The 15,728-nt window shown below is 35.9% G+C and carries 9 protein-coding genes and 1 pseudogene; 8 read left to right on the top strand and 2 right to left on the bottom strand.

Features of this window, described 5'->3' with window-relative positions:
* Positions 1-289 (top strand): annotated as a pseudogene (locus tag V7068_RS01070) (hypothetical protein); the annotation flags it as partial.
* A gap of 100 nt (positions 290-389) precedes the next feature.
* Here the strand turns inward: V7068_RS01070 and V7068_RS01065 are convergent.
* A complete protein-coding gene (locus V7068_RS01065) occupies positions 390-4,085 on the bottom strand; it encodes a trifunctional glycoside hydrolase family 18/polysaccharide deacetylase/glycosyltransferase family 2 protein (RefSeq protein ID WP_499710575.1) in 3,696 nt (1,231 codons plus the stop codon).
* Between the two features lie 884 nt (positions 4,086-4,969).
* On the opposite strand from V7068_RS01065, the gene V7068_RS01060 reads away from it, so the two are divergent.
* From V7068_RS01060 to ku, 4 genes are all read left to right on the top strand, one after another.
* Positions 4,970-5,488: a hypothetical protein gene (locus V7068_RS01060; RefSeq protein WP_499710564.1), complete on the top strand. Its 519-nt coding sequence runs from the start codon at positions 4,970-4,972 to the stop codon at positions 5,486-5,488.
* A gap of 234 nt (positions 5,489-5,722) precedes the next feature.
* Positions 5,723-7,879, top strand: a complete 2,157-nt coding sequence (locus V7068_RS01055; protein ID WP_499710563.1) for a type IA DNA topoisomerase — start codon at positions 5,723-5,725, stop codon at positions 7,877-7,879.
* Positions 7,880-8,107: 228 nt separating this feature from the next.
* Positions 8,108-9,559, top strand: coding sequence for a UDP-N-acetylmuramoyl-L-alanyl-D-glutamate--2,6-diaminopimelate ligase (locus V7068_RS01050; protein WP_499710562.1), 1,452 nt, complete (start codon positions 8,108-8,110; stop codon positions 9,557-9,559).
* Positions 9,560-9,798: 239 nt separating this feature from the next.
* A complete protein-coding gene (gene ku, locus V7068_RS01045) occupies positions 9,799-10,638 on the top strand; it encodes a non-homologous end joining protein Ku (protein WP_499710561.1) in 840 nt (279 codons plus the stop codon).
* Between the two features lie 49 nt (positions 10,639-10,687).
* Here the strand turns inward: ku and V7068_RS01040 are convergent, their stop codons facing one another.
* The gene (locus V7068_RS01040) at positions 10,688-11,713 is read right to left on the bottom strand and encodes a YeiH family protein (protein ID WP_499710560.1); all 1,026 of its coding nucleotides are present in this window, start codon (positions 11,711-11,713) and stop codon (positions 10,688-10,690) included.
* Positions 11,714-11,849: 136 nt separating this feature from the next.
* On the opposite strand from V7068_RS01040, the gene V7068_RS01035 reads away from it, so the two are divergent.
* The 3 genes from V7068_RS01035 to V7068_RS01025 all read left to right on the top strand — a co-directional run bounded on the left by V7068_RS01035 (position 11,850) and on the right by V7068_RS01025 (position 15,611).
* Entirely contained in the window at positions 11,850-12,734 is an 885-nt protein-coding gene (locus tag V7068_RS01035) for a LysR family transcriptional regulator (protein ID WP_499710559.1), read from the top strand.
* 196 nt (positions 12,735-12,930) lie between these two features.
* Entirely contained in the window at positions 12,931-14,586 is a 1,656-nt protein-coding gene (locus V7068_RS01030; RefSeq protein WP_499710558.1) for an AraC family transcriptional regulator, read from the top strand.
* Positions 14,587-14,648: 62 nt separating this feature from the next.
* Entirely contained in the window at positions 14,649-15,611 is a 963-nt protein-coding gene (locus V7068_RS01025; RefSeq protein WP_499710557.1) for an ABC transporter substrate-binding protein, read from the top strand.
* Positions 15,612-15,728: the final 117 nt, after the last annotated feature.

Raw genomic sequence — 15,728 nt, 5'->3', positions numbered from 1 at the left:
AAAAGAATCAACGACAACAACTGCACCAACGAAAACGGGAACGAATACAACCGGAGCAAAAGCACCAACGACAACAACTGCACCAACGAAAACGGAAACGAATACAACCGGAGCAAAAGAATCACCAACGAAGACGGCAACTAATACAACAAGTGCAACCAAAAAGACAACCAACCATGGACAACAAGTTTCTCAAGACGCAAAAGCAAAGGCTGCAAGCTCTCAGAATAAAAAAGAAGAGGCTATGAGCCCTCAAGATAAAAAAGAGAACAACGGAAAGAAAATGTAATTCTTTCAAAAAGGATCACCAAAAAATGGTGGTCCTTTTTCTCTAATAAATCAATATAAAAAAGACCTTCCCAAATGGAAAGGTCTGTGCAGATATTCTATTATATTTTTTCCTTAACCTCCGCAATGTAGGTCTCTTGAGTAACATTTCCTTTTCTTTTTAGTTTATTCCAACCAACGGTTACTCCCTTTATTGCCGAGAAGATGGATTTTATTACGACATAAGTCATAAGCTGCTTGTATAAAATTCGTTGTAGAAACAAGGAAGCTAGTGGTTTAGGACTTTCTTTCTCCAATCGAAACGCATATAGAGAAGTAAAGAAATCCAGCAAGTAAAACAGTATAAATCCAATGGTTGCTTTACCAGGGTGCTTGCCAAAAAGGGCCATAATGAACAATATATCCGCAATAGGTGATATCGTTTGATAAATATATTGGAAAATCCACATGTTTGGAAGACCGATATACCCTAATGAGTTATGTTTTTTATTAAATAATGCCCCGCGATGTTTCCATAAGCATTGTAATGTACCATAAACCCAGCGGTAACGCTGTTTTTCAAGGCTTTTAATATCCTCTGGTACTTCTGTAAAGGCATAAGCCTTTTCTTCAAACTCAATCTTTTTCCCAAGACGTAAAAGAGTAAGAGTGATATCGGTATCCTCTGCCAGTGTATCTTCTTTATAGTACCCAGCTTCTTCTACCGCTGTCTTTCTCCATGCACCGATTGCTCCTGGAACAACCGTAATGCAATTGAGAGCGGCAAAGGCCCTTCTCTCTAGGTTAAAGCCTGTCACATATTCGATATGCTGCCAGTTTGTAAGGAGATTCCCCTTATTGCCTACTTTTACATTACCTGAAACAGCAGCCACATTTTCATTTTTAAAATGGTTTACAAGCAGTGAGATGGCATTTTCAGCAATGAGTGTGTCAGCATCCAGAGCAACTACGATTTCCCCTTTTGCTTCTTTAAAACCAAGGTTAACAGCAGAAGATTTTCCCCCATTGTTTTTTTTAATTAATCTCACGAGAGGATGACTTGCATACGTTTTTTGAACAACAGCAGCAGTAGCATCCTTTGATCCATCGTCGATAATCAGTACCTCAAAGTTCGAGTAATCGCTGGATAAAATTGAATCAACTGTTTTGCAAATGACTTTCTCCTCGTTATAGGCGGCAATAACGACACTTACAAAAGGTGTAAAGCTAGGATCGATTTCGGTCTCTTTGTACTCTTTTACCTGCTTTCTAGATAGAAAAACGAAGATAGCCAGACGCAAGATTCCTAAAAGGATAGCTGAGTAGAACAAGAAGCTTAAGCCTGAACTCCAACCTTGCATGATCTTAAATACAGCCTTGTCATAGATCAGATAAGAGCTGTCCTGCTTCGTAACGGAAGGCATAATTTGACTATCACTTTTTCCAATTAGATCACCAATAGTAGTAAATGTGTAACCGCGCTTTTCAAGTTCTTTAATAATAATGGGTAAGGCCTTTACCGTGTTGGAGCGGTCGCCGCCGGCATCGTGCAGTAAAATCACATTTCCTTCTGGCAGCTGATCCAATACCCGCTTTACAATTTCATCACTAGAAATTTTTTTCCAATCGTTAGAGTCAATAGATTCTCCAACCATGGTATAACCCATGTCCTGTGCCCGTAATATAGGCAACAGTTGACTCTTGGTGCTCGGTTCTGCATTGGCCTCAAATGGTGGGCGGAAAAGGTTCATTGAATGACCTGTAATTGCTTGAAATAAACGTTGATTTGCATTAATCTCCATTTTTGTTTGAAACGGTGTGATGGATGCAACATTAGGATGGGAAAAGGTATGATTGCCAATTTCATGCCCTTCCTTATACATCCTTTTAACTAGGTCAGGATGCATCATAGCATTCTCTCCAACTATAAAGAAGGTCCCTTTTATATGATTCTTGTCCAAAATGTCCAATATTTGTGTTGTATAGGTTGGATCAGGACCGTCATCAAAGGTAAGGACGACTTCTTTCGTTTTCGATTTGCCATACTTAGCCACCTGAAAAGGCTTTGGTAATTTCACATAGGTTTCGGCTTCAATCAATCCATGTGAATCCAATCGAATGGTTCTTTTCCCTTTTTCTGATTGAGAAACAATTTTTAAAATTTCTCCAGCCCCTGTATAGTGAACAGGCTCAGAACTGACCAAGGTTTTAAGGGCATTGGATGGGTTGTCCATTTCCTTTGGTTTATTAATGTAATTCCAAATAGAAGGATCTTCAGAACCAAGACGCCAAACCGCTATTCCTTTTGAACCGCTGTCTATCGATAACTTCATTTGATTATAAAACGTAGCAGCATCTAAAAACCAAACAATATGGTTTTTTCCGTTCTTTTTATAGCGTAAATAAGGGTTGCCTGTTTCTTTATTCCAATAGATTTTGGAGTTTGTTTCAATTCCCAGATTCGTGATATCCCCGAACGTCATCGTATCTGCAGGCTGCTTGGAGTTTTCCTCCCAGTCGTATCCATAATTTCCTAAACTCACAATCAATTTTTCGGAAGGAATATTGAGCTGGTGTAAGTTCTCTTTTATCCAATTAGATGAAGCTATAGGTCCAGGTTTATTCATGGCGTGGTGCTGGTCATATAGCATAACGAACATCCGATCAACGCTAGTTGCTAAAGAAGCATAGTCAAAACTATTGTTATTCGGCGGGACATCCACTGTGACCATGAGATCATGTTGATGAAATGCTTTAGAAACTTTATTCATAAAACGAGTGAAATGAGCTTTGTCCTTTTGATCAATTTCTTCAAAGTCTATATTAATACCGTCAAAGCCATTTGTTCTCACATAAGCTAACAAGTTTTTAATAAAACGATCTTCAGCACCGGGAGTAGTAAATAATCGGTGCAGTATATCGCCGTCCCATTTATTGTCAATAAAATTGTTAACTAATGGAAGGATTTTTACATCATGTTCTTTTGCCTCTGCAACAATAGAGTTGTCAGTACTGGTCTTAAGGGTAAGGCTAGAAGTAAGTTGCAGCCATTCCGGCACTAACGTTGTAATAGAATGAACATTATTTTTAAAGGAAGTTTTGCTTTTCTCGTCCCAATTGACATAAAAACCATAAACCTCTTGTTTGGTAGCTATTTGTTTTTTGTTCAACAGACCCACATTTTCTTGAATAATAGGGGAAGGCTTCGTTTTTTGAATCTGTGAAGCAAGCTCTTCTTCACTTAAACTTCTATTAATCGGCTCAATCCCACTTTTTGCTGTGCTAGTATCCAATTGAAGTTCAGGAAATGCTGGATTAGTATTAAGGCTTTCAATAAAAAAAATCGATACTAAAACAATTAAAGCAGTAAAGCCTGCACTTATTCGTTTAATAATGGACCAGCGTCTTTTAGCAGGATCAAGAAAAACATGTTCTTGATTTCTCTCCTTTTTTTTCAGCCCTAAATTGTAAAACCAGTGGAAGAAAAAATAGCAAACAAGACCGATTCCCCCCCCTAGGACACCTGCTTCAATCGCTTGCGAAAGTTGTATTTTAGCTTCTAGGAAAGAAAATAACCAGTAATCTTCCAATGCTTGTAAATCTAGAAAGGGTAAATCACTAATGTTAGGAATGAAAATGGTAATCAACGTTCCAAGGAATAAGGCGATAATGTTAAGACGCAACAAAAGTGAAAAAGCAAGCAATAATGGAATTCTTAAACTATCTAAAGGCAAAAAGGCCAGAAAAAAACCAAGTGTACTCGCAACTGCTCCTGCATTTCCCGTGACAGGTGCAAACAATGACCTGATAACCCACATAAAAACTCGATTCAATTAGATTCCTCCTCATAGGTGTAGTGTCGAAAAATTTACAATTATATTTAATAGATTGATTTTATACAATGAATCTCGCTAAAAAATTTATCCCACTCTTAACGGGCAGTAAGGCCTCCACCTCAAAATTCAGAGTGAACAAGGAAGAGAGGTGGGGGACAACTGCCCGTTAAGGTCCGATTGGTTCAACTAACCATCAGTGGGGGATGAAGTAAAACCCCCCACTGATGGAAGTTTCACTTTATTGGAACATTAACCGAAAGTGATTCTAAATGTTGCTCATCCATCAGATAAACTTTTTCGACAAAAAATGACCATCAATAAAAGTTTAGGTATTCGTTTTAAAATTTTGGGGGTGGGACAAAAATTCTTTTAATTTTCAATTGGTTATTAAGGGTATTTTTGGGTTTTGGTTGAATTACTTTCGATGGAGCAGTAAAGAGAAAGGTGTTATACGGACCATGAAAATAGTAGGAGGAATCTCTTATTAAAATATGAATCTAGTATAAAATCTTTGTTGAGAAATGAATGGAAGGAAAGTATATCTGGATAGCTGTTGGATGGAGCTCATCACTTCATTCATTAGCGGACCACAGGCCCTTATATCGTGGGTGAGAGGTTTTAGGTGCAGTTAGAAATCGCTTTCAATTATTTTTTGTAGATAAAAGTGAACTAGATTAATTTAATTATTCAAATGAATATATTGGGTATTTTATCCTGTTTTTGAAGTGTTAAACTAAATAATAGATTTATTATGATAATATTAGTTAATTTGGATATATATTGAAAATTCCTATGTTATCAAAAGAAGATAGAAGTGAGGGAATTTTGATGAAACAGAGAAGAAAGAAATTAAAAAAGGTATAATCATGTCAACAATTGTAGCATGTAGCCTTTTATTTAGCTCAATAGGAGTCGGAGCAGAAACTAAAGCTACACAGCAAACATCCACATCTGTTAGTGTGACAAAAGCATCTGCTACTGTTTCGAAAAAAGGGGTACTAACTTTCCCTAAGAAATTTAGCATGAAAAAAGTGACAAGTGAATTAAAGCCGGAAGCTGTTAAACTTATAAAAATTTATGGTGATTCTCTTAATACAGGAAAAACTAAATCTTTCAATTCATATGTTAATAAACATGTAGCTGAGAAAGCAGATAGTAACTATTTACTTGGCCGCAAATATGTACGTGATAATTACAGCCAAAAAGTAAAGGAAATGAGAAAAGTCAATTCGAAAAAAACTCTTTCCACTTATTCGAAGGCCGTTAAAGAAGTCAAAACTTCCAAGTTGAAGGTTGACAATACGTATAAAGGGACGGGATTTGCTACATTTGCCCAATTAAAGAATGGCAAATATGTGTTAGAGAATGTTTATTTTATTTATTAAGAAACTGGAATGATTGTAGGCTGTCCCAAAAGTCATGAAAATGGCTTTCGAGGCAGCCTTTCCGTTTAGTTGAACAATCATTCTCCTCAGATCATTACCTTTTTACCGTCCTCAAAAAGTATGTTTAAGTAAGTACACTTATATCATCTTCTGCCAATTATAAGCTTGTCTATGATAAAATAAAAAACTAAGCAAGTCTGCTTCGGAAATTTTAGATGTAAGGTGATTAATTGAATGAAGTTAATTATTGCAGAGAAGCCATCTGTATCGAAGAATATTGCAGATGCACTGAAAATAAAAAATCGACAAGACGGTTATTTTGAAGGAAATGGCTATGTTGTAACATGGGCGTTCGGCCATTTACTTCAACTATATGATGCAAAAGATTATGATGAGAAAATGTCTACATGGAAAATGGAGAACTTCCCGTTTGTTCCGCCAACTTTTAAATATAAAGTGAAAAGTGATCCGAGGAATAGAGAAAAGCCAGATATGGGCGCCAAAAAGCAACTAAAGATTATTCAGAGTTTAATGAAAAGACGAGATGTAGAGGCTATTATTTCAGCTTGTGACTATGACCGTGAAGGACAAGTCATCGGAGATAGTATCATTTATAACTTGGGGACAGATAAAGCGGTATATCGATTATTATTAAACGAATGGACTCCAGCTGAAGTGATGAGAGGGTTAGAAAATATTAAGCTCAATTCAGAGCTGAAGCCCTTGCAAGATGCTGGTGTTAGCCGCCAATGGGCAGACTGGGTAATAGGAATAAACTTAACATCCGTAGCCACTCTGAAATATCAAAAGGGGAAGGGCAAGGCGTTAAATATTGGGCGCGTACTGTTGCCGACGTTAAAAATTATTTATGATCGCGATAAAGAAATTGAAAACTTTGTTCCAGAAAACTATTTTAAGCTGCAAGCTACTTTTCAAACAAAGAAGAATGAAGAATATGAAGGAACATATATAGAAGGAAAAGAAGAGAAGTTTAAAAGTAAAGAAACCCTGGAAGAGATTCAACAGATGTTAGCTGACAAATCCGCAATCATACACGATAAGCAAGTACAGAAGAAAAAGGAATATCCACCGTTTTTATTTAATTTATCGAATTTGCAAGGACATATTACGAGTAAATATAAAGGATGGACATCAGATAAAGTATTAAAAGTCGCTCAATCGTTGTATGAGAAAAAGTTCATTACCTATCCACGAACATCGAGTATCGCTTTAGAAGAAAGTCTTGTCGGTAAAACAGCAAAAGTGCTAGAAACGTTATCAGAAGATTTACCATATCGAGATGAAATTAAGTTTGTGAAGTCAAAAAGGGTCTTTGATAATGCAAAAGTAGAAAGCCATAGTGCGATTGTGCCTACTTATTTGAAGCCGAAAAATCTCACTCAGGATGAAGCACAAGTATATCAGGCGATTAAAAACCGATTTATTATGCAGTTTATGCCGGTTGCTGAATATGAGGAAACGAGAATTGAAACAAAAATTGTGAATGTAGATTTAAAAGGCATCTTTCTCTCAAAAGGAAAAGTACAGCTTGTTGAAGGATGGAAAAAGGTTGAGAACGTTCAATCGAAAGATACGATTTTGCCACTCGTACAAGTGAACGATCCTATAGAGATCATCAAGCATGAAATTACTTCTCATGTTACAAAGCCGCCTAAGCAGCATACTGAAAAAACATTGCTTCGCGTGATGGAGACATGTGGAAAGAACTATGACAGTGACGGTGAAAGTGAAGAAAATGTGCATGCTATTTTAAGCGGATTTAGTATAGGTACTCCCGCTACACGTGCCGAAACAATTAAGAAGCTAAAAGATGTCGGCTATATTTCGATGGAAAATAAAAATTTAGTCTGTACAGAGCTAGGCAGAAAGCTTGTTGAAACGTTCCCAATTAAAGATTTGTTTAATTTGGAATTTACTGGACGCCTTGAAAAATCTTTATTTGATATTGAAAAAAGAAACTTCAGTAAAAATGATTTTTTAGAGCTTATTTTTAATTTCACGACAAAAGCCGTTGAAACAATCAAAAGTGAAAAAGAAATCACGATTCATGAAGTAACGACAGAACGCAAACCGAATGAAGTATTGGGGAAATGCCCCCTTTGTGGCCATGCCGTTATTGAAGGACAAAAAGGCTTTGGCTGCAGCAATTGGAAAAATGGCTGTAAATTCGTCATTTGGAAAAATGATAAATTTTTAGCAACGATGAAGAAGAAGCCCACAAAGACGATGGTGAAGGCACTATTGAAAAATGGCATAGCACCGGTTAAAGGATTAACAAGTAAAAAAGGCAATAAATTCGATGCGAAGTTACGCTATGAGAAAAATCCCGATAATGAGTATTTTAGCTGGAAGATGGAATTTGACCAGTAATTTAATGGGGAGCAGTCCAAGTTGATTGGGCTGCATTTTTTATTTTTCTAAAGCTTAAAAAGCTAAGAAAAGAATAATCTGTCTGCGCGCTGAAGAGGCTCATATTTTTTGGTTATGAATTTTGTAATTGGTTATAAATAAAGTAAATTCTTTTAAATAGAAAGAGGAAAATTTCAACGAATTCCCAAAAATCATCAACCATTATATAACTTCAGGAGTGAGAAGGAATTGAAATTAAACATCCTATTAGAGTGTGTTGAAAAGCTTGCAGATGAATCTATACCTAATATGAATATTGAGGGGATAAGTACTAACTCATCTGCTGTAAGACCAAATGAGGTATTTGTTGCAATCCCAGGTTACAGGGTGGACGGTCATGATTTCATTGAATCGGCTATAAAAGCTGGAGCTAGTGTAATCGTGGGAGAAAAAAACTTGAAGGATTTACCTGTTCCTTATATTAAAGTATCTAACAGCCGTTTAGCTTTAGCTAAACTAGCTTGTCAATTTTATGAACATCCTTCAAGAAAGAAGATTTTAATTGGGATAACAGGTACAAATGGTAAAACGACTACCGCTTTTATGCTCAAATATATTTTGGAGGCATTAGGCCGAACGTGTTCCGTATTTGGTACGGTGCACAATGTGATAAATGGTCAAGTTTCTCCTTCTCAAAACACTACTCCTGATGCTCTTGAATTGCAGAGACTGCTTGCGTTAAGTGAAGATGAATTTGTTATTATGGAAGTTTCATCCCATGGCCTAGCACAATACCGAGTAGAAGGCGTGGAGTTTGACTATTGTTTATTTACCAATTTGGATCATGATCACCTCGATTACCATCGTGATATGGATGAATATTTTTTAGTGAAAGCCAAATTGTTCAATCAATTAAAACCTCATGGGAAAGCGATTGTTAATCACTATAACAGTTGGGGAGAAAAGTTGGTGAATCTTCTAAACCTAAAGGATGAAGATATATGTATTATAGGGGATGAAAGATACCATCATTTAAAAATTCACAAGATAAAATCTGATGTTTTTACATTGATTTTTGAAAGGAACCAAAGTTTTAACCTAAATCTTAAGATGTTAGGTTATCATAATATTTTGAATGCCTCCATGGCTTTTTTAACGGCTCAAAAAATGGGTCTTCCTAGCAGCCAAATTATTCAGGCATTGGAAATGTTCCCTGGTGTTCCCGGCAGGTTTGAAATGATGCAGCATCCTAATAATGGAGCGACTATTGTGATTGATTATGCTCATACTGCAGATGCTTTCTATCACTGCCTGCAAACGGCCAGAGACGAGGGGGCTAAACGAGTGTTTCATATCTATGGCTTTAGAGGAAATAGGGATACCGATAAACGTAGAGAAATGGTGAACCTTTCTCAAACATTCAGTGATCGTAGTGTTCTTACTTTAGATGATTTAAATGGTGTTTCTTATGATGATATGGAGCAAGATCTTTATAAGTTAAGTCAAAGCGGACCTGTCATACCTGACCGTACTTTAGCAATAAAAAACGTTTTGGACCAAGTGGATGAAGGGGATTGGGTTTTTATTACAGGTAAAGGTGCCGAAACGTATCAACAACAATTCGAATTACCAACAGCTTCAGATATAGAAACTGTTCAATATATTTTCCAACAATTAGATGAGGGAGAAATGTTCTTATAATAGGTGATGCTGAGACCGATAAATCTTGTATCCTTGGAGAAAACTTAAATCTTTATTAATAGATGGGGGAATCCAACTGTAAAAATTCCAGTTACCAATAGATTCAGATAGAAAAACTGTTCAATATGTTTTTTAACAATGAGTACGATGAGCCTGTGAAAAAGAGAAGTGGGATACATAAGTGGTTATGTTTTTCTTGTCTTAGGACATAGTAATGGAAAAAGAGTATAGGTGATCGCATGCATACAGTTTGGAAAGGCAATCTATCGTTTGGGTTGGTCAATATAGGGATTAAACTTCACAGTGCTATTGAAGACAAAGACGTTAAGCTTATTGGGATCCATAAAGATTGTCTTGTGCCCATTCAATATGAAAAGGTGGCTCCGGGGTGTGAAGAAGGACCGGTTGAGCCTGAGGATATTGTCAAGGCCTATCAATATGGTGCTAACAAATACGTTATTGTCAGTGAAGAAGAGTTACGTAATTTAAAGCGAGAATACGAAGTGGAGTCAGTTGACCTAATTTCTTTTGTACAATTAGAGGAAATTGATCCGATTTATTTTGAACGTTCGTACTTTATTAATCCAATGGAGGGCTCTGAAAGAACCTATGTCCTTCTTCGACAAGCGTTAGAGAGAACTGGAAAAATCGGTATCGTAAAAATTTCACTGCGCAGCCGACAGCATTTAGCTATCATTCGTGTATATAAACATGGACTTATCCTTGAAACCATTCATTATCCAGACGAGGTACGTTCGATTCAACAGGTGTCTAACCTGCCTTCTGAAGAACAAGTAACGATTCAAATGAAGGAACTTATTGCAGCAACTACTCTTATTAACCAGTTGACGGTACCGTTCGTGCCCGAGGATTATAAAGATGAATATCGAACAGCTTTACTTGATTTGATTGAGACAAAAATTGAGAAAGAAGATGTCCGAGTAAAATCTGTTATAAATCCGAACAAGGAAAATATTATAAGTATTATGGAAGCTTTAAATAAGAGCATTGAACAAACTAAACCGGAGAAATCGCCAAAAGCGAAATCGACTTCTAAAACGAAAAAGGCAACGAGCTAAAAAAGGTTACCTTCTGAATGAAAGGAAGGTAGCCTTTTGTTTGTAAAATTTAAACTAAATTCAAGAGATGCATCAGCACATATCCTAAAATTGATAGCAAAATAGAGCCGATTAATCCTGCACTAAAAGGTTTAAATCCTAATTTTCTAAAAATAACGATATCAACATTTACACCTAAGCCAGCCATAGCCATTGCGATGAATGTATAAGCAAGAAGAACAATGTAATGGACTAAATAAGCTGGAATAATGCCTAAGGAATTAATTACGCTCATGGCTAAAAATCCAAAAATGAACCATGGAATGGGAATCGGTGTCCATGAAGTTGTATCTCGTTTATTATTTTTTGAACGATTCATCCATATTCCAATGACAATAGCTACTGGAACAAGCAATGCGACTCTTGTTAATTTTACAATAATGGCTGTATCGATAGCGTCCTTTCCCGCAGGTTCAGCTGCAGCAATGACATGTGCAATTTCATGTAAAGTAGCACCGGAAAAAACACCATAACCGTGTGAGCTCAAATGCATAATAGGATAGAGTACTGTGTAACTCATTGTGAAAATGGTTCCTAAAATTGCTACTGTCGCAGCGGCAATGGCTATTTCATTATCTTTCGCTTTTAGTTGTGGAGCAATGGCTACAACAGCGGCAGCTCCACAGATGGCCGTTCCGCAGGCTGTTAAGATTCCTAAATTTTCATCTACTTTAAAAAGTCGAGCTAATCCATAAACGATAATCAAAGTAAGGATAATATTAATAACAGCAAGAACAAAAACGTTAGGGCCCGCATCTATCATATCAACGAAATTAAGTCGCATTCCTAATAAAATAATGCCAAAACGAAGTAGTTTTTTACTCGAAAAATTCGCACCAGCTAATAAAACATCTGGTACTTTGAACACAGCCCGCCACGTCATTCCAATTAAAATCGCTATCACGAGTTGCCCCATCATATTGAAAAAAGGGAGCCATGCTAAACATTTAGCCAATAGAGCAATAACAAATGTTAATCCAATCCCTTTAAAAAAGAATATTTTTTTCTGCTGTTCTTTGGTGTACGGTTGCTGCATTTTAATCACTCCAACATAACGGTTTGCACTTTCTTATCTAAACTATAAAGTGCTTTCTTTCATTAGTTAAATATATATATAATATAGTAAGTATTAAAAAAACTAATGATTGAAGTGATTGGATAGGAGTTTATATATGATTGTAGATGTAATGAAGGTGTTTGTAACAGTTATTGAACAAAAGAACTTTACTCGTGCAGCAGAGTTATTGCATATTTCGCAGCCTAATGTTAGTTTGCATATTAAAAATTTAGAAAATGAATTAGGGGCTAAGTTGATTCATCGTTCACCTAAGCAAGTAAGCCTTACAGAAGCGGGAGTCATTTTATATAAACATGCTAAGCAGATTTTAGTACATTATGAAGAAGCAAAGCATGAAATTCATGATTTACAGCATATTGTAACGGGGAAATTACGAGTAGGGGCTAGTTTCACAATCGGAGAGTATATTCTCCCGAAGGTATTAGCGAAGTACGCGGCTCAATATCCTCTTGTCAATATCGAAACGATTATTTCTAACACGGATGAAGTGACTCATGGAGTGCAAATGAACGAATTAGATATAGGTTTAATTGAAGGAGAAGCGCAGTTTGATGATTTAATAATTGAACCTTTTATGGAAGATGAGATGATTGTTGTTGCACCAAACCCAAACCCTTTCTCTCAAAAAAGTTTAATCGAAAAGGATTTGCTCCAAGATCAAGTGTGGATTTTAAGAGAACAAGGTTCAGGAACGCGAACATATATGGATAAATTGATTGATGATTTGAATTTAACCATTAAACGTTCTTTTATTTTTAGCAGTAATCAAGGAGTAAAAGAAGCGGTCAAAGCGGGACTCGGGATTGCTTTATTATCTCGATGGGCAGTGAATAGTGAGTTAGAAACAAATTTATTACATGCGCTTTATATTAAAAATCACAAAATAAAAAGACCTTTTTCCATTGTGAAAAATAAGAATGCTGAAACATCTAAAGCTCTTCACATTTTCCAAAGTACAATTGAAGAATTTGTTCTTTGAATTAGATTCTGTTAAAAGACGTCTGAAACGGTAATCAGGTTTATGGGGCAACTTTAATTAGATATATAGTGAATAGTGAAGTTAACATAGCCAATGATTAAAAGCACTTAGTTTAGTTGTTTATATAGCATTTTATTTTTGGGGTGTTCAGTATATAATGAGAATGATTATCGTTATATATAAGAGGTGAATGACCGTGTACAAAAATAAAAATCTGAATGAAAAATTGGCTTCTTGCTTATATAAAATAGAAGATATTAAACATGTTCGTTCAGTTTCAACGTTTTTTTCTAGAGAGACATCCCTGTTTACTCTTTTGTTATTTAAAGAAGCTAGCGGGGAAATTATTATGAATGGAAGAAGCTACCCATTACATAGACAACAAGTTTTTCTTATTTCTCCGAACGTGTCTGTAGAACTTCTTTTTCATGAAGACGATTCAATAGATTACTATCATCTTCAGTTTTTTGTACTTCAAACGACAAAGGATCAAGGTCATTATGTGATAACAGATTTGAAGTATGCAGACGAGATTTTGACAAGTTATTTTGATTATTTGCTTGGCCGAGTGAAAAAGGTACAAGAGAAGCAACAAAGTCAGAATCCATGGGATTGGATGAGTGGAAATATTATCTTTCAAGAAATGCTTGTCGCTTTATTTAAAGCAAATGTTCAAGAGCAAAAGCAAGATGTAAATCAGGCTATTAAAATCACGCAAGATTACATAGAACAACATTTTTCCTTAAATATTACACGCGAGTATTTGGCTTCTCTTTCTGGCATGAGTCCAGATTATTATTCACGAGTATTTAAATGTAAAATTGGAAAGAGTCCAACGGAATATTTGACGGAAGTTCGCATTAATCGAGCTAAACAGCTTCTTATTTTATCAAAAGATCCTTTGCGTTCAATCGCAAGCAGTGTAGGATTTAATGATGAATTTTATTTTAGTCGTAAGTTTAAGGCAGTGACTGGATTTTCACCAACGGCTTACGTGGAGAGAATTAAAAATTCAAGTAAGATTGCTTCCTTAAAGCATTTACTAACAGGTCATTTAGTTGCTCTTGGTATTGAACCTTATGCAGCTGTTAAGAATCATGCGTATCCGATTTTCAATCAGTTGCGTCACACAATATCAATTGGGGACTATCAGCCTAATTTGGAAAAACTAATATCGGTAAACCCTGATTTAATTTTGACGTGTGAGTTTCGTGACTTTGAGAAATCTCAAAAAGAGAAGCTATATGATCAAATTGCTTCGACGATTACACTTCCTTTCTTTCAAGATTGGCGTATTCATTTTCAGACAATTGCAAAAGTCGTCGGCAAGGAAGCGGAAGCTGTAACTTGGTTGGAGAATTATGAGCGCAAGGTGGAAAAGGTACGAAATCAAGTAAAGGGAAAGGTTGGACAGGATACAATCCTAATTGTAGGAATTGGTGATGGGAAAATGTGTGTGTATGGCACACGGAATGTAGGAGCAGTTCTTTATGGAGATTTACAGTTTGCACTCCCTGAAGGGGTGGGACATATTGCTCACTATAGGGAGGTTACGCTTGAAGATTTAGTAAAGTTTGATGCGGACCGGATTCTTCTCACTACTTATCAGCATGATGGTACAGAGTCTATGAATCAATTGATTCAAAATCAAGTTTATGCACTTTATACTAACCCTGCATGGGAAAATTTGAAGGCTGTCAAAAAACGTGCTATTCATTGTTTATATGACAGTCAACATCTGTATACATGCTATACGTCGTTATCTCATGATTTACTATTAGATAAAATCTATCAATTATTCATATATGACGGAAATATCCAAAGAGTAAACGTAAATGTTCATGGTTATTAAAGTTCGTCTAGGTATAATTAATAATGATAATAATTATCATTACTAATTAGGGGGATGTACATATGTTTTCTAGCAAAAAGTTATTATCTATTTTTTTATATGTCATTACATGTTTATTAATCTTGGCAGGTTGCGGACAAAAGTCGAGTACAGAGGAGAAAACAGAAGCTACGCCAGCTCAAGAAGAGCGTGTTATTAAACATGCTGGAGGAGAAACAACGATAAAAGGCACACCGAAAAGAATTGTCACTTTATATCAAGGAGCGAATGATACGGCTGTTGCCCTTGGTGTGAAACCTGTGGGTGTCGTTGAATCATGGGATCAACAACCGATTTATGAATATTTAAGAGCTGATTTAGAAGGTACGACAATTATTGGCCAAGAACTACAGCCTAATTTAGAGGAAATTGCTAAATTGAAACCAGATTTGATTATTGCTTCTATCTATCGTCATGAAAAAATTTATCCGCAACTTTCTAAAATCGCTCCAACAATCATGGATGATACAATCTACGAATGGAAAGATACATTGCACTTAATGGCTGAGGCGATGAATAAACAAGATAAAGAAAAAGAATTAGTAGCTGATTGGGATAGCCGAGTAAAAGATTTTAAATCGCAAATGGGTGATCGTTTACCACTTACGGCAGCTATTACAAACTTCCGTTCAGATCATATGCGTGTTTATTATAGTAGTTATGCAGGATCTATTTTAAATGAATTAGGATTTGAACGTCCAGAAGGTCATGATTCAGAAGAGTGGGGAGAAAAAATTACATCTAAGGAACGTATTCCAGATTTAAATGCAGATACGATTTTTAATTTTAACGCATCTAAAGATACAGAACTAGTTGAGAAGAACTATAAAGAGTGGACAAGTCATCCACTTTGGAAAGAACTTGATGCTGTGAAGAATGAAAAAGTGTATCAAGTAGATGAAGTGTATTGGAGTGCAGGTGCAGGATATAAATCAGCGAATTTAATGCTTGATAGTTTATATGAGATATATAATTTGAAAAAATAAGTAATGATTTTATCTATTTTTGAAAGAGAACACCTGCTGAAAGAGAACATATTATGTTCATCCTTGAAGCAGGTTTTTCTAATGGGATGATGTCGAAAAGAATGAATGGTGATTAAA

Origin of the sequence: Bacillus sp. JJ634, from assembly GCF_036962285.1 — a bacterium.
In the GTDB taxonomy this organism is placed as follows: Bacteria; Bacillota; Bacilli; order Bacillales; family DSM-1321; genus Peribacillus; species Peribacillus asahii_A.
This window is presented reverse-complemented; position numbering and strand designations above follow the sequence as displayed.